General features: G+C 29.6%; 15 protein-coding genes and 1 pseudogene. 13 read left to right on the plus strand and 3 right to left on the minus strand.

All coding sequences use genetic code 11. The features are described from left to right. Positions 1–147: 147 nt before the first annotated feature. A complete protein-coding gene (locus ACYQ1U_RS01005) occupies positions 148–753 on the minus strand; it encodes a sterol desaturase family protein (RefSeq protein WP_459883356.1) in 606 nt (201 codons plus the stop codon). 139 nt (positions 754–892) lie between these two features. Here ACYQ1U_RS01005 and ACYQ1U_RS01010 point away from each other — a divergent pair, with 139 nt between their 5' ends. Next, a complete protein-coding gene (locus ACYQ1U_RS01010) occupies positions 893–1,546 on the plus strand; it encodes a phosphoribosyltransferase (RefSeq protein WP_459883357.1) in 654 nt (217 codons plus the stop codon). Positions 1,547–1,612: 66 nt separating this feature from the next. Here ACYQ1U_RS01010 and ACYQ1U_RS01015 read toward each other — a convergent pair whose 3' ends face one another. Next, positions 1,613–2,815, minus strand: coding sequence for an argininosuccinate synthase (locus tag ACYQ1U_RS01015; protein ID WP_459883358.1), 1,203 nt, complete (start codon positions 2,813–2,815; stop codon positions 1,613–1,615). A 77-nt stretch (positions 2,816–2,892) separates the two neighbouring features. Here ACYQ1U_RS01015 and ACYQ1U_RS01020 point away from each other — a divergent pair, with 77 nt between their 5' ends. The 4 genes from ACYQ1U_RS01020 (at position 2,893) to ACYQ1U_RS01035 (ending at position 6,019) form a co-directional block, all read left to right on the plus strand. Beyond that, complete coding sequence (locus tag ACYQ1U_RS01020; protein ID WP_459883359.1) at positions 2,893–3,138, plus strand: RNA-binding S4 domain-containing protein; 246 nt, start codon at positions 2,893–2,895, stop codon at positions 3,136–3,138. After that, the gene (locus ACYQ1U_RS01025) at positions 3,138–4,859 is read left to right on the plus strand and encodes a proline--tRNA ligase (RefSeq protein WP_459883360.1); all 1,722 of its coding nucleotides are present in this window, start codon (positions 3,138–3,140) and stop codon (positions 4,857–4,859) included. Before ACYQ1U_RS01020 ends, ACYQ1U_RS01025 begins: the two co-directional genes overlap by 1 nt. 198 nt (positions 4,860–5,057) lie before the next feature. Further along, positions 5,058–5,609 (plus strand): Uma2 family endonuclease, encoded by a 552-nt coding sequence (locus tag ACYQ1U_RS01030; protein WP_459883361.1) that lies wholly within the window; start codon positions 5,058–5,060, stop codon positions 5,607–5,609. Beyond that, positions 5,606–6,019, plus strand: coding sequence for an FxsA family protein (locus tag ACYQ1U_RS01035; RefSeq protein ID WP_459883362.1), 414 nt, complete (start codon positions 5,606–5,608; stop codon positions 6,017–6,019). The genes ACYQ1U_RS01030 and ACYQ1U_RS01035 overlap by 4 nt, the downstream gene beginning before the upstream one ends. A 135-nt stretch (positions 6,020–6,154) precedes the next feature. On the opposite strand, the gene ACYQ1U_RS01040 is transcribed toward ACYQ1U_RS01035, so the two are convergent. After that, the gene (locus tag ACYQ1U_RS01040; protein WP_459883364.1) at positions 6,155–7,156 is read right to left on the minus strand and encodes an NAD(P)-binding domain-containing protein; all 1,002 of its coding nucleotides are present in this window, start codon (positions 7,154–7,156) and stop codon (positions 6,155–6,157) included. Positions 7,157–7,344: 188 nt separating this feature from the next. Between ACYQ1U_RS01040 and ACYQ1U_RS01045 the strand changes: the two genes are divergently transcribed. The 8 genes and pseudogenes from ACYQ1U_RS01045 (at position 7,345) to ACYQ1U_RS01080 (ending at position 14,814) form a co-directional block, all read left to right on the plus strand. Beyond that, positions 7,345–8,604, plus strand: a complete 1,260-nt coding sequence (locus ACYQ1U_RS01045) for a glutamate-5-semialdehyde dehydrogenase (RefSeq protein WP_459886343.1) — start codon at positions 7,345–7,347, stop codon at positions 8,602–8,604. 99 nt (positions 8,605–8,703) lie between these two features. After that, entirely contained in the window at positions 8,704–9,606 is a 903-nt protein-coding gene (locus ACYQ1U_RS01050; protein ID WP_459883366.1) for a Ppx/GppA phosphatase family protein, read from the plus strand. Positions 9,607–9,803: 197 nt separating this feature from the next. Further along, positions 9,804–11,498, plus strand: a complete 1,695-nt coding sequence (locus ACYQ1U_RS01055; RefSeq protein WP_459883367.1) for an acetolactate synthase large subunit — start codon at positions 9,804–9,806, stop codon at positions 11,496–11,498. Then, entirely contained in the window at positions 11,495–11,968 is a 474-nt protein-coding gene (gene ilvN, locus ACYQ1U_RS01060; RefSeq protein WP_459883368.1) for an acetolactate synthase small subunit, read from the plus strand. The genes ACYQ1U_RS01055 and ilvN overlap by 4 nt, the downstream gene beginning before the upstream one ends. Before the next feature lie 52 nt (positions 11,969–12,020). Next, entirely contained in the window at positions 12,021–12,971 is a 951-nt protein-coding gene (lpxD, locus tag ACYQ1U_RS01065) for a UDP-3-O-(3-hydroxymyristoyl)glucosamine N-acyltransferase (protein WP_459883369.1), read from the plus strand. 63 nt (positions 12,972–13,034) lie between these two features. Continuing rightward, the gene (locus ACYQ1U_RS01070; protein ID WP_459883370.1) at positions 13,035–13,796 is read left to right on the plus strand and encodes a hypothetical protein; all 762 of its coding nucleotides are present in this window, start codon (positions 13,035–13,037) and stop codon (positions 13,794–13,796) included. A gap of 84 nt (positions 13,797–13,880) precedes the next feature. Beyond that, positions 13,881–14,027, plus strand: a pseudogene (locus ACYQ1U_RS01075) (diguanylate cyclase domain-containing protein); the annotation flags it as partial. Continuing rightward, positions 14,014–14,814, plus strand: coding sequence for a hypothetical protein (locus tag ACYQ1U_RS01080; RefSeq protein ID WP_459883371.1), 801 nt, complete (start codon positions 14,014–14,016; stop codon positions 14,812–14,814). The pseudogene ACYQ1U_RS01075 and the gene ACYQ1U_RS01080, both read left to right, overlap by 14 nt. Positions 14,815–14,851: the final 37 nt, after the last annotated feature.

The following is a 14,851-nucleotide window of genomic DNA, read 5'->3' on the forward strand; positions in this document are numbered from 1 at the left end:
TATTATATCAGTGGAAAATAAAGATAAATAACCAAGTGACCAAGCAAATGAAGTAGTCAAGTTTTAAGTAACAAGAGCTTATTAGGAGTTAGTAGAGGTTGTAGAGGTTGTTAGTAAAGGTTGTAGAGGGTAGTAAAAGTTATACTTCTAATACTTTCTTTTTACTCTTTTAAGTTTTTCAATTCCTTTTAAATCTTCCTCACTCCATTGATAGTAAGTTCCAAAAACTCTATCCCAAATATCAGTAGTGATTCCGTGATTTAATTTTGGTTTTTTGTGATGTACAAAATGAAATTCTTGCATATATCTCCAGTATTTACTTGAAAACTCACGTCTATGCATTATATGATGCATTATTCCATAGTTAAAATATCCTAAAGACATTCCGCCAACAAGAGCTAATGCATCAGGCAAAGGCATAATAAAAGAAAAAATCCATACAAAAAAAGAAGCAATTACTGCACTCATAAAAAATGGCATTGCATCGTAGCTAAATGGATTTTGATGGTGATGTTCATGTCCTTCAATAAATATTTTTAAAGGATGGCTTTTATGAAATAGCCATGCGTGAACAGCATATTCTAAAAAAGTAAAAAAAATTACTCCAACAACAAAAAGTGCAATACTAGCCCAAATGTCTTTAGAATAGTAGATACTTAGCACTAAAAATACAGCTGCTGTTAAAAAGTCAGTTGTTAAGCTTAGATAATAGTTCCATTTGCTTGCTGTAATTTTTAAAATAAAACTTTTCATTGCCCCTCCTTAAGCTAGGCTTATATAAAATATAATTTAAAATTATAGCATTTTCGAATAGTTTTATAAATCAAATAATAGCGAGTTTTTTAATAATTTTCGTGATATAATGATGAAAATTAGTAAAGGAGTGTTTATTATGGTATTTAAAAATAGATTTGAAGCTGGAAAAATGCTAGGTAATAGATTAAAACAGTTAAAAGAATTGACAAATCCAGTAGTTGTAGCTCTCCCAAGAGGAGGTGTGCCTATAGGAGTTGAAATAGCAAAAAGTTTAGATGCTCCATTAGATATTTTATTTGTAAAAAAAATACCATCTCCAATTAACGAAGAAGCTGCAATTGGAAGTGTAAGTGAGAGTGGACAAATTTTTATAAATAAAGATGCAGTTGATAAACTAAATATAATGAGAGTTAATGTTGATGAAGAGTATATTCAACAAACCGCAATAGAAAAAATAAGGGAGATGGCAAGAAAGAGAGATATTTATAAGGTTGAACCAATTCCTCTTGAGGGAAAAGATGTAATTTTGGTAGATGATGGAATAGCAACTGGAGCTAGTATGTATTTAGCTGCTCAAAGTGTAGTAAGAGATATGCCAAAAAGTATTATTATTGCATCTCCTGTCGCACCTCTTGATGAAAATCTTCTCAAAATGCTAAGAAGTGTGTCTCATCATCTTGAGATTTTAGAGACTCCACCAATGTTTATGAGTGTAGGTCAGTGGTATGAAGATTTTCATCAATTAAGCGATAGCGAAGTTAAGGAACTATTAAGTAAATTTAAGAGTTGAAAATAGGGAGTTAATAAGTTGCCAAGTAGTTTTAAACTAAGAACTTGGCAACTAAAACTTAGATACTTAATTTTTACCTCTAACAAACCCTTCAATGATAAATCTTAGTGCGTTTAATTTTATAAAGCCTTCAGCATCTTTTTGATTATATACTGTATCTTCTTCAAATGTTGCAAACTCAGGACTAAATAATGAATTTGGTGATTTTCTACCAACTACAAACACATTTCCTTTGTATAGTTTAAGTCTAACTGTTCCATTTACATTTTCTTGAGTTTTATTAATAAGTTCTTGAAGAGCTTCTCTTTCAGGACTAAACCAAAATCCATTATAAATAAGTTCAGCATATTTTGGCATTATTTCATCTTTAAGGTGTGCTTCACCTTTGTCTAAAGTAATACTTTCAATTGCTCTGTGAGCTTTAAGTAAAATTGTACCACCTGGAGTTTCATAACATCCACGAGATTTCATTCCAACAAATCTATTTTCTACTATGTCAATTCTACCGATTCCATGTTTTTTACCATATTCATTTAAAGTCTCAAGAATTTTAGCTGGAGTCATTTTGTCTCCATTTATTGCAACTGCATCTCCTTTTTCAAATTCAATTTCAATATATTCTTGCTTATCTGGAGCTTTTTCAGGTGCAACAGTCCATCTCCACATATCTTCTTCTGGTTCTGCCCAAGGGTCTTCTAAAATTCCTCCCTCATAAGAAATATGAAGAAGGTTAGCATCCATTGAGTATGGAGATTTTTTCCCATGTTTTTGAATTGGAATACCGTGTTTTTCTGCATATGCTAATAATTTTTCACGGCTATTTAAATCCCACTCTCTCCAAGGAGCAATTACTTTGATATCAGGTTTTAGAGCATAATATCCAAGTTCAAATCTTACTTGGTCGTTTCCTTTACCAGTAGCACCGTGAGCTACTGCCTCAGCACCTACCTGGCGAGCTATTTCAATTTGTCTTTTTGCAATAAGAGGTCTTGCAATTGAAGTCCCAAGTAAATATTCACCCTCATAAATTGCATTTGCTCTAAACATAGGGAAAACATAGTCTCTAACAAACTCTTCTCTTAGGTCTTCAATAAATATATTTTCCGGTTTTACTCCAAGTTTAATAGCTTTTTCTCTTGCTTCTTCTACTTCTTCACCTTGACCAATATCTGCTGTAAAAGTTACAACTTCTGCGTTGTATTTATCTTGAAGCCATTTTAAAATAACACTTGTGTCTAGTCCTCCACTATAAGCTAAAACTACTTTCATTATAATCCTTTTTTAGTGCAATTATATTATGTTTTGATATAATTTGAAAATAGTTGAAAATTGAAAAAAGGAAACTTTTGAGAGTTGATAAGTTTTTAAATTCAGTAAATATTGTGAAAAGAAGAAGTATAGCTGATGAAATGTGTAAAGAAGGAGTTGTTTTTATAAATGGCAAAAAAGCAAAACCTGCTAAAGATGTTAAGCCAGGGGATATAATAGAAATTCATTATTTGAGTGGAATTAAAAAGTATGAAGTTTTAAAAATACCTGAAACTAAAACAATTCCAAAAAGTAAAAAAAGCGAATATGTTAAGGAGATTTAATGAGATGGAGTAGATTTTTTTTATATACACTTAAAGAGACACCAAAAGACGCAGTAACTCCTAGCCATATTTATTTAGTTAGAGGAGGATATATTAAACAAGTTGCAGCTGGAATTTATGATTTTACACCACTTGGAAAAATGGTATTAGATAGTATTAGAGATATTATAAAAAAAGAGATGGATAATGCTGGTGCTCAAGAAGTAATGTTAAGCTTTGTCACTCCATATGAACTTTGGGAAGAAACAGGAAGAGCTAAAAAATATGGGGATGAACTTTTAAGAATTGAAGATAGAAAAGGGCAAAAGTTTGTACTATCTCCTACAAATGAAGAAAGTGTTGTAGATTTAGTTAGAAGCTATGTAAAAAGTTATAAACAACTTCCAATCAATCTTTATCAGATTAATCTAAAATTCCGTGATGAGGCAAGACCTAGATTTGGACTTCTTAGAGGTCGTGAATTTATTATGAAAGATGCATATTCTTTTCATGCGAGCATTGATGACTTAGATAGAGAATTTAATTTAATGGAAGAGACTTATTCAAAAATATTTAAAAAAATGGGTCTTGATTTTAGGGTAGTTGAAGCTGATAGCGGAGCTATTGGTGGGAGTGGAAGCAAAGAATTTATGGTTTTAGCAAATACGGGAGAAGATGATATTGTTGTATGCAGTGAGTGTAATTATGCTGCAAATATTGAAGTCGCAACTCGCAAAATTATTAAAAGAGAAAATCCTATAAAAACTGAAGTAATTGAAGAAGTTTATACTCCTGATAAGAAAACAATAGAAGAAGTGTGTGAATTTATAGGAGTTGATCCGTATTTTAGTATTAAAGCTGTGGTTAAAAAGGCTATATTTGATAAATCTCAAGAGATAGTAGTATTCTTTGTAAGAGGTACAGATGAATTAGAAGAGACTAAAGCTAAAAATGCTATTGGCGCAATTGATTTAGTAGATGCAAGTGAAGAAGAAATTGAAAATGCTGGGCTTGTTCCAGGCTTTATAGGACCTTTTGGTCTTCCAAGTCATATAAAATATGTAATTGATGATGATTTAAGAATGGCAGAAGAACTTGTATGTGGTGCTAATAAAAAAGATTATCATATAAAAGGTGCAGGGCTTCTTGATGCAAATTTACTTGGAAATTTAACTATATATAGAGATATTGCTAAAGTAAAAGAGGGGGATTTATGTCCAAAATGTGGTAAACCTTTAAAGATTACAAAAGGAATTGAAGTAGGGCATATTTTTAAACTCGGAACCGTTTATAGTGAACCTATGAATGCAACATTTCTTGATGAAAATGGAAAAGCAAAACCTTTCATTATGGGATGTTATGGTATTGGAGTTAGTAGACTAATTTCTGCTGCTATTGAGCAAAATCACGATGATAAAGGTATCATTTGGCCAAAAGAGATAGCACCGTTTGTTGTTGATATTATTGTAAGTGATGTAAAAAAAGAAGAACAATTAACATTTGCTGAGGAGTTATATGATAAACTAACTAAATCAGGAATAAAAACTATTCTTGATGATAGGCTCGAGAGATTTGGTCCTAAAATTGCTGATTTTGAGCTTGTTGGAATTCCAGTTTGTGTGATTGTAGGTAAGAAACTAAAAGATGGAAAAGTGGAAGTTAGAGATAGAAAAACTGGAGAAAAATTTGAGGTTGAAAAAGAGTATGCTTTTGAGAAAGTTTTAGAGATTATAAATAAGTGAAAAATGGAAAATTATAAAACCAATAATCAATATACCAATAACCAATTATTGTATATATAGCTTTAAGCTTTATGCTTATACCAATTGACAATGGAAAATGGACAATGGAAAATGATGAAAAGTATTGAAATTAAGGAAATTTTAAACATTTATAAAGTAACTAACTAATTAAGAATTGGTATTACTAAAAGGAATGAAATGTATGTAGAAACTTATACTTATGAAGATTATAAAAAATGGGAAGGGGATTGGGAATTGATTGAAGGAGTGCCACTTGCAATGGCACCAAGTCCTGTTGGAATTCATCAGATTTTATCTTTAAGTTTTGCAAAGCTTCTTGAAGAGGTTGTAGAAGATTGTGATGAATGTTTTGTTTTGATAGAAGAGGATTATATTGTAGATGAAGAGACAGTTTTAAAACCTGATGTAGCTGTGGTGTGTGGAGATGATATTTATTCATATATAAAAAAGACTCCAAAAGCGGTGGTTGAAGTTATATCTCCTTCAACTATTAAAAGAGATGAGATTATAAAAAAAGATATATATGAAAAAGAAGGAGTAGAGTGGTTTTTTTTAGTATATCCGAATATTTTAAAAGTTAAGGCCTACAGGCTGGAAGATTCAAAATTTAAAAAAATAGGAGATTTTTTAGATGGTAAGTTAAAAATAAAAATAGAAGGATGTGAGGGTGAGATTGATTTTGATAAAATGTTTAAAAAAATTAAAAAATATTTAAAGAAGAAAAAATGAAGCTGTTATTTTTTTTAGGATATCTGTTTTTAGAGATACTTTTTTCATATGAATTCGCTAAAGTTTTTACTCCTTTTGGACTTTTTTTGGAAGTTTTAGTGACTGCTGGAGTTGGAGCTTATATTATAAAAACGTTACATTTGTCTTTATTTTCTGAAATGCAAAGAGTTTTTTATAAGGAAATAACAGAAGAAGAATTTGTTACAGCAGGGCTTTTTAAGTTAATAGGAGCATTTCTTTTAATAATACCAGGTGTTTTTAGTGATATTTTGGGAGTTTTATTTTTACTAGAACCATTTGCTGTATGGATTGCTAAGAAGTTATTTAAACAAAAAATTTATGCTTCTAAAAACCCAAATGATGATGATATAATTGATGTAGAGATTGTAGAAATTGTAGAGAAAAAGTAGTATTAATTTTCAAAAATATTATTACAACTTTATTAGTATTACTTTTTTTCACACGATAGCGTAAATTTTTTAATATTTTTAAAAAGAGCAAATGGTGGTTTAAGCTAAAAGTAAAAAATAAGAAAAGAAAGAAGATTAAAGTTTTTTAGCTATGTCGTTAATAGCAATATATGCGTGGTTGAATGCAAGAGCAATACTTCCTTGGCTAGTTACTACATCACCGATTGTATAAAGTCCTGGTATATTTGTTTCCATTGTTTCTTCGTTATAAACAGGTTCACCCCATTCATTTAGCTCAATTCCACTATTTTTAAGGAAGTCTACAGGGCTTGTACCACCAAGTGCATAAACTACTCTATCAAAGATTTCACTTGTTCCATCTTTATAGTTTACTTTTACTCTAGGAGGTGTTACATCATCATTTTCCACAGGTTCTACACTTTCAATATCAACACCTAATTTTGAATGTATTTTTCCTTCTTTAAAGTATCTTTCTACAATTTCTTTATTTGTTGGGTTCATTCTTACAATTTCAGGTCTTCTGTAGTTTAGTGTAACATCACATCCAATATTCATATCTACAAGACCATATGCATACTCACCTGCAGTATCACCACCACCAACTACTAAAACTTTTTCGTTAGGTTGAACTTTATCTAGATTGAAGTTTAGTCTTGGTCTGATTTTTGGAGGGAATTTATATCCTGGTTTATTTGGTTTACCCATTCTACCGATAGCTATAATTACATTTTTCGCTTGAATTACACCAAGTTCGTGGTCTGCTCCAATTTCAAAAACTCCTTCGCTATTTTTTGTTACACCATATACATGATGATTATATTTAAATTTGTCTTCTATTCCAGCATCTTTTATTTTTTTATCCATTTGGTCAAGAAACTCTTCTTTTAAGCATTCTTCAAATGTTACATTTCCAATAAATTCAAATTTTTTACCTTGCCAATCTTTATCAACTCTTTTTCCTGGTTTATAAAACTTTCTAATCATATCAGAATGATTGTCCGCTTTTTCAAGAACAATAATTTTATCAATACCTTTTAATTTTGCTTCAATAGCGCTTGCTATACCTCCAGGACCAGCACCAATAATAGCAATGTCAAATACTTTGTCAAAAGACATATTTTCTCCTTTTTTGTTTTAATTATATCTTATATTTTTTTATAAAAAATTATTATAATATTTCTTTAAGTTAACAATGTGTAAAAAAGTAACATTTATTTTTAGCTAAAGGTACTTATCATTAACTTAATGAATAGATATTCATTGAATTTAGGTTTTTTTATTTATGTTTAAATATTTATGTTAAAATATTAAAAAAAAAGGAGAAAAAAGTGGAGGAAGTGTTACAAAAAGTAAAAGCAGCAAGTAAGACTATAGCAACTCTTAATGGAAGCATAAAAAGAAAACTATTAAATGAAATGGCACAAGGGTTAGAAAAATATACAGATGAAATAATAGAAGCAAATAAAAAAGATTTGGATTATGCTAAAGAAAAGAATTTATCAAGTGCATTAATTGATAGACTTTTACTAAATGAGCAAAGAATAAAAAGTATGGCAGATTCTTTAAGAGTTATTGCAAAACTCAAAGACCCAGTTGGAAGAATTATTGATGGATGGAAACTTGATAATGGACTTGAGATACAAAAGGTAAAAATCCCTATTGGAGTAATTGGAATAATTTATGAAAGTAGACCAAATGTAACAAGTGATGCAGCAGGGCTTTGTCTTATGAGCGGTAATGCATGTATTCTTAAAGGAGGAAAAGAAGCATTTCATTCAAATGCAGTAATAGTTGAAATTTTAAGAGATGTTCTTGAAAAAAACAAACTTCCAGTTGATATTATTACACTTTTGCCAGATTATAGTAGAAGTGGAGTTGAATGGCTTATAAAACAAGAAAATTACGTTGATTTGATTATTCCAAGAGGTGGTGAAGGATTAATTAAATTTGTAAGTGAAAACTCAAAAGTTCCAGTAGTTAAACACGATAAAGGTTTATGTCATGTGTATGTTCATCAAGATGCGGATTTAAATAAAGCTCTTAAAATTGCACTTAATGCAAAAGTTCAAAGACCTGGTGTTTGCAATGCTTTAGAGACACTTCTTGTAGATAGAAAAATTGCAGGAAAGTTTTTACCATTAATTAAAGAAGAAATGGAAAAAGAAGGGGTTGAGCTTAGAGGTTGTGAGGTTACTCTTGAATATATAAAAGTTAGTGTCGCTAAAGAAGAAGACTGGTATACTGAATATTTAGATAAAATTTTATCAATAAGAGTTGTAGAGAATTTTGAAGAAGCAATTAATCATATAGAAAAATATGGTTCAGGTCATAGTGATTCAATTGTAACAGAAAATTTTAAAGCAGCTGAGGAGTTTTTAAATAGAGTTGATAGTGCATGTGTTTATGTGAATGCTTCTACTAGATTTACTGATGGAGGAGTATTTGGATTTGGTGCGGAAGTCGGAATTTCGACTAATAAGCTTCATGCAAGAGGTCCTATGGGAATTGATGATTTGACTACTTATAAATATAAAATTATTGGAGATGGACAGGTTAGAGAATAAAGAAAGTAGCCAAGTGGTAGAGTTCCAAGTTCTAAGTGAGAAGTTAAAAACTTTTCACTTTACACTTTTAACTTTTAATTTATTATACAAGGGGTTTGAATGATTGCAATTGATTTAGGTAGTAACACTATAAGAATTGTAAAATGGGACTGTAAAAAGAATAAAAAAATAGATGAATTTGAAAAGATTATAAAAACTGCTGATAATCTAGTAAAAACGAAAGAAATTTCATCGGAAGCAATAGAAAGAATAATTAATGCAATAAATGAAGCAAAAGAGAAAATTGATTTTAATGACAAGATAACTGCAGTTGCAACTGAAGCTTTAAGAAGAGCTAATAATGCTGATGAGGTTATAAAAACAATTAAGGAAAAAACAGGGATTGAATTTAGAGTAATTACTCCAGAAGAAGAAGCTAATTTTGTAAGTATTGCAGTAGAAAATTGTCTTTTAAATTTAGAATTTGATGCAAGAAACTTCTTTTTAGTTGATATTGGTGGAGGTAGTACTGAACTTATTTTAAAACATAAAGATACCATTATTTCTCAAAGTTTTAGAGTAGGAATAGTAACTCTAACTCAAAAGTATAAAACAATTGAAGCTATTAAAATTGCAGTAAAAAAAGAAGTTGCTAAATTTAGAGATTTTATTGATTTTATATTTAATACTTATAAAAAACCAAAAATTTTTGTAGCAAGTAGTGGGACCCCTACAACTATAGCGGCACTTAAGCTTGGAATGAACTATAAAACATATGATCCTGAAAAAATAAATGGTACTATTATTACTATAGAAGATTTAGATTATTGGATGGAAAAGCTTTTAAAAATAGAGATGAAAAAAAGAGAAGAGTTGGTAGGTGTTGGCAGAGGAGATTTAATTGTCAGTGGTATAATGATATTTAAGGAAATTTTAAGAATTACAAGGTATAAAGAATGTATAGTATGTGATGATGGAGTTAGAGAAGGTTTAGCAATTAGTGAATGTAGAATGGGGTTGTGAGAAGTTCCAGAACTTGTCCGGCATACACAAAATGTGTGTACGGGTTCCAAGTTCTTGGTTCCAAGTTTTAAATTTTAAGTGAAAAGTTAAAATTAGAAGTGTTAAGTGATAAGTAGTCTACTACACACTTAACACTACACACTAATAACAAATATACCAATAATTTATTTTGATATAATTCGCAAAAAAGGCTGTTAATGAAATTGACTGGAGCTCAGATAGTAATAGAAAGTCTAATAAAAGAGAATGTAGAGGTAGTATTTGGCTATCCTGGTGGAGCAATTATGAATGTGTATGATGAAATTTATAAACAAAGCTCATTTAAACATATTTTAACAAAGCACGAACAGGGTGCTGTACATATGGCAGATGGATATGCAAGAGCTACTGGCAAGGTTGGTGTGGCAATGGTAACTAGTGGGCCAGGTATTACAAATGCAGTTACAGGGATTGCCACTGCTTATACTGATTCTATTCCTCTTGTAGTAATTTCAGGACAAGTACCAACTTTTGCAATAGGAACTGATGCATTTCAAGAAGTTGATGCTGTAGGAGTTACAAGACCTATTACAAAACATAACTTTTTAGTAAAAGATGTAAAAGATTTAGCTTTTATTATAAAAGAAGCTTTTTATCTTGCAAAGAGTGGTCGTCCAGGACCAGTTCATATTGATATTCCAAAAGATGTAACTGTAAATAAAACAAAGTTTGAATATCCTGAGAAAATTGAATTAAAAACTTATAAACCAACTTACAAAGGTAATAAAAGAGCTATAAAAAGAGCAGTAGAAGCTATAAAAAAAGCTAAAAAGCCTGTTTTTTATATAGGTGGAGGAAGTGTATTAAGTGGTGCATATGAATTAATTAGAGAAATAGTTAAAACAACCAAAATTCCAACAGTAGAAACTCTTATGGCAAGAGGAGTTTTAAGATATGATTGTCCGTATCTTTTAGGAATGGTTGGAATGCATGGTTCATATGCAGCAAATATGGCGATGAATGATGCAGATTTGATTATATCTCTTGGAGCAAGATTTGATGATAGAGTAACTGGAAAAATTGATGAATTTGCAAAAAATGCTGATATTGTGCATATTGATATTGACCCTAGTCAAATTGGAAAAGTTGTGCCAACTAAATATCCAATTGTTGGTGATGTGAAAATGGTTTTAGAAGAGATGATGACTTTACTTGAAGAGATTGAACCAAATAGATATGAAGAGTGGAGAGGAATTCTTAATAGATATAAAGAGTTGTATCCTCTAACATATAGTGATAGTGATGAAGTAATTAAACCTCAATGGGTTATTGAAAAAACTGGTGAAATAGCACCAGAAGATGTAGTGATTTCAACTGATGTAGGTCAACATCAAATGTGGGCAGCTCAATTTTTTCCATTTACATATCCAAGGCAGCTTTTAACAAGCGGAGGGCTTGGAACTATGGGATTTGGATTTCCAGCAGCTCTTGGAGCAAAGGAAGGAGTTAAAGATAAAATAGTAATAAACTTTACTGGTGATGGAAGTATTATGATGAATATTCAAGAGGTTTTAACTGGATATAAATATAATCTTCCAGTAATTAACATTATTTTAAATAATAACTATCTTGGAATGGTAAGACAGTGGCAAACAATGTTTTATGAAGATAGACTTAGTGAAACTGATTTAAGTGATGTTCAACCAGACTTTGTAAAACTAGCTGAGAGTATGGGTGGAATTGGTTTTAGAGTAAGTAAAAAACAAGAATTTGAAAATGCTTTAAAAGAAGCAATTGAATCAAAAAAAGTAGCATTTATTGATGTTCAGGTTGATAGAAGAGAAGATGTGTTGCCAATGGTTCCACCAAACAGTCCTCTTAAAAATATGATTGTATTTAAGGAAGAAAAATGAAAAAAATAATATCAGTAATTGTTGAAAACGAACATGGAGTTTTAGCAAGAATAGTAAATATGTTTGCCGCACGTGGATATAATATAACATCTTTAACAGTTGCACCAATTCCTAGTAGTGAGTTTTCTAGAATGACTATTATGAGTGAGGGAGATCCAAAAGTTTTTGAACAAATTGTAAAACAACTTTATAAATTAATTCCTGTATATAAAGTTATTGAAAGTGATGATTTTATTGAAAAAGAGATGGCAATGGTTAAGTTTTCTTTAAAAGAAGTAAAAGATAACCTTGCTGATATTGATGCACTTGCAAGATGTTATAATGGGAAAATCAGTAATGTAAATGATAAACATATTGTTGTAAGTGTGGTAGATAGACCAAATAGAATTGATAATTTTTTAAAAGCAATACAAGCTAAATATAAAAATGCTGAAGTTGTAAGAAGTGGAGTAAGCGTTATCGAAAGATAGATGAAAAATGAAGTGGCCAAGTTTAGAGTAAAGAATTGAGAATGGAGTAGTAATGAAATTAAGAGAAGTTTGTAAGATTTTAGAAATTGAGTGTAATTTAGAAGAAGACAAAGAAATAACTGGTCTTAACACTTTACAAGATGCAAATAGTAATGAAGTTAGTTTTCTTGAAAATCCAAAATACGCAAAATTTCTAAAAGATACAAAAGCTGGTGCTGTTTTGATAAGAAAAGAAGATGCAAGTAAACTACCAAAACAAGTAGTGCCTTTAATTACTGATGAGCCGTATTTAAAGCTTGCTATTTTAACTAAATATTTTGCAAAAGAGCCTTGGGTAGATGGTGAATATTATATCGACAAAAGTGCAAAAGTCGATAGTAGTGTTAGAGTTGGCAAAGGTGCAAAAATAGGAGAAGATGTTGTTATTATGCCAAATAGTGTAATTGGGCCTGATGTTGTAATTGAAAAAGGTTGCGTAATATACCCAAATGTAACAATTTATAGAGATACGATTATAGGTAAAAATGTAATTATTCATGCTGGAAGTGTAATTGGTAGTGATGGATTTGGTTATGCACATACAAAAGATGGAAAACATGTAAAAATATATCATTTAGGAAGAGTGGTAATTGAAGATAATGTAGAAATTGGAGCAAATACTACTATTGATAGAGCAGTATTTAGCGAAACTAGAATCAAAAAAGGCTCAATTATTGATAATTTAGTTCAAATTGCCCATAATTGTGAAATAGGCGAATATTCTATATTAGTATCACAAGTAGGTCTTGCTGGGAGTAGTAAGCTTGGAAGAAATGTTGTAATGGGAGGACAAAGTGCTACTGCTGGTCACCTTGAAATTGCACCATTTACTCAAATTGCAGCAAGAGGTGGTGTTACAAAGTCTATAAAAACTCCTGGTATTTATAGTGGTTTTCCTCTAATGCCACATAGAGAGTGGCTTAAACTTCAGGGTCTTCTTGCAAAATTTCTTAAAAAGTCATAGTTTTTCAGCTGCTTTTTTTCTTTTGTTAAAATAATAATTCTGTAAAAATTAAAAAGGTTAATAATGGTTAATAAAAAAAATCAAATAATTAATCTGATTGTTAAAAACAAAGACGATATTATTAAAAATTGGTTGGAAGACGAAAAAGTAACTGAAATTTTTAAAGAGAAGGGAATAAGTATTGAAAAATTTAAAAAACATTTTGCTTATAATTTTTTATCAAATTTTTTGGAAATAATAAAAGGAAAAGAAAACTGTCCTTATTTAAATAAGTTTATCGAGCTTGTAAAGGATAAGCTAGACATATATGAAGTTATGACGGTTTGTAAAGCGTTAAAATATTCTATATTAGACAATATAAATTTTAAATATAAATGGTTTTTTGATGTTTTTGATTTTGTATCTAAACAGGTGTTAGAAGCTTTTTACTTAAGAGAGTTAGATAAGGAACATAAATTAAAAAATATTTTAAATGTACAAGATAATATAATTTTTGAATTAAGAGATAATGAGTTGGTTTTTGCGAATAAAATTTTTTATAAGTTAAATCAAAACTATTCACACCCTTTGGAAATTATAGACGAGGTTGAGTACTTTGAAGATGTTTTTAATAAAAAAAATTTTGAGGAATGGCTAAATTTGATTTTGACCAAAAATTTCAGCAGATGTGAAGTTAAAATTCAGGACTTAGATTATGAACTTAAAGTTTATCCAACAGAGGAAAATAGTTATTTGTTTGTTATAAATGACATATCATTTATAAAAGAAAAAATTAAAAGAAATGTGGAAGAGAATAGTTCTACAAAAAAACAGGTGAATTATTGAACTTATTATATATAGACCCTGTTACAGATTTGGCTAATAATAGAAAATTTGACGAGAAAGTAGTTTTTAAAAAATAAAAAATTTGCTTTTATAATGATTCGCTTTAATAATTTAAAACTAATAAATGAAATATACGGAAGAGAAGTAGGAGATTTTGTATTAAGGGAATTTGCTAAGAAACTGAAAAATTATGAAAATATTTTTGCAGCAAGAATAGATGATTTCTTATGAGGATACTTTAATAGAATTAAAGTTAAAAATAGCAATAGTTATTTATAGAGAAAACGATACAAAAAGTAAAATTCTAAATAGAGCTTATGTTTTAGTAGAAAAAATGAAAGGTAATATTATAGATGACAAAGAATTTGTAAGACATGAACATTTAAAAGAAGAGGTTATGAAAAAATTTTTTTCATTTCTTAGAGAACAAAAAGATAAAAATCAAACAGTTCAAGTAATTAATTTTTATAAAGAAATTCTTATTAAATCAGAAGCCAAAGTTGTTAGTATAGGGAAAAATGACGTTGCTTTTAAGGTTAAAAAAACAACATTACATTCTATTCATATTAATAATTTATTATATATTGAAATGCCAAAGACCCCGAATGTAAAAGCAAAAATTACAGATATAGATATAGAGAGGTCTGTTATAAAGACAAGTGAATTTGATATAGATTTATCAAAAAAAGACTATGTGTCTGTCGAAGTAGAACCTCCTATGGATGTGCTGTTAAAGTGGGATAAATATCAAATTTCAGCATTAATAGAGATTATTTCAATTAATAGATTTGTTGTAAAAAGTACTTATTGTTATGAGTTTAAAATTGATATGGAGATAGAAGTTTCGACTGTTATTAATATAAGAAAAAAAGAGGAACAGATAAACTTGAAGGGGAAAATTACAAATGTACAAAAACTACTTGACGGATTTTTAATAGTGATAGAATTTATAGATAAAATAGAGAGTGAAAAATTTCTTTCTAAGCTTGTTGCTGATAGACTAGACAAATTCATATAATTCAGAATTTAAAACGAAGCATTTTGGATATTAATGA

The sequence above is a fragment of the Caminibacter profundus genome (genome assembly GCF_054657155.1).

What these genes read in the sequence shown, in the direction of transcription:
- ACYQ1U_RS01035 (WP_459883362.1), top strand. Translation starts at nt 5,606, where the DNA reads ATGAAGCTGTTATTTTTTTTAGGATATCTGTTTTTAGAGATACTTTTT.
- ACYQ1U_RS01015 (WP_459883358.1), bottom strand. Translation starts at nt 2,815, where the DNA reads ATGAAAGTAGTTTTAGCTTATAGTGGAGGACTAGACACAAGTGTTATT.
- lpxD (WP_459883369.1), top strand. Translation starts at nt 12,021, where the DNA reads ATGAAATTAAGAGAAGTTTGTAAGATTTTAGAAATTGAGTGTAATTTA.
- ACYQ1U_RS01010 (WP_459883357.1), top strand. Translation starts at nt 893, where the DNA reads ATGGTATTTAAAAATAGATTTGAAGCTGGAAAAATGCTAGGTAATAGA.
- ACYQ1U_RS01005 (WP_459883356.1), bottom strand. Translation starts at nt 753, where the DNA reads ATGAAAAGTTTTATTTTAAAAATTACAGCAAGCAAATGGAACTATTAT.
- ACYQ1U_RS01080 (WP_459883371.1), top strand. Translation starts at nt 14,014, where the DNA reads ATGATTTCTTATGAGGATACTTTAATAGAATTAAAGTTAAAAATAGCA.
- ACYQ1U_RS01050 (WP_459883366.1), top strand. Translation starts at nt 8,704, where the DNA reads ATGATTGCAATTGATTTAGGTAGTAACACTATAAGAATTGTAAAATGG.
- ilvN (WP_459883368.1), top strand. Translation starts at nt 11,495, where the DNA reads ATGAAAAAAATAATATCAGTAATTGTTGAAAACGAACATGGAGTTTTA.
- ACYQ1U_RS01040 (WP_459883364.1), bottom strand. Translation starts at nt 7,156, where the DNA reads ATGTCTTTTGACAAAGTATTTGACATTGCTATTATTGGTGCTGGTCCT.
- ACYQ1U_RS01030 (WP_459883361.1), top strand. Translation starts at nt 5,058, where the DNA reads ATGTATGTAGAAACTTATACTTATGAAGATTATAAAAAATGGGAAGGG.
- ACYQ1U_RS01055 (WP_459883367.1), top strand. Translation starts at nt 9,804, where the DNA reads ATGAAATTGACTGGAGCTCAGATAGTAATAGAAAGTCTAATAAAAGAG.
- ACYQ1U_RS01070 (WP_459883370.1), top strand. Translation starts at nt 13,035, where the DNA reads ATGGTTAATAAAAAAAATCAAATAATTAATCTGATTGTTAAAAACAAA.
- ACYQ1U_RS01025 (WP_459883360.1), top strand. Translation starts at nt 3,138, where the DNA reads ATGAGATGGAGTAGATTTTTTTTATATACACTTAAAGAGACACCAAAA.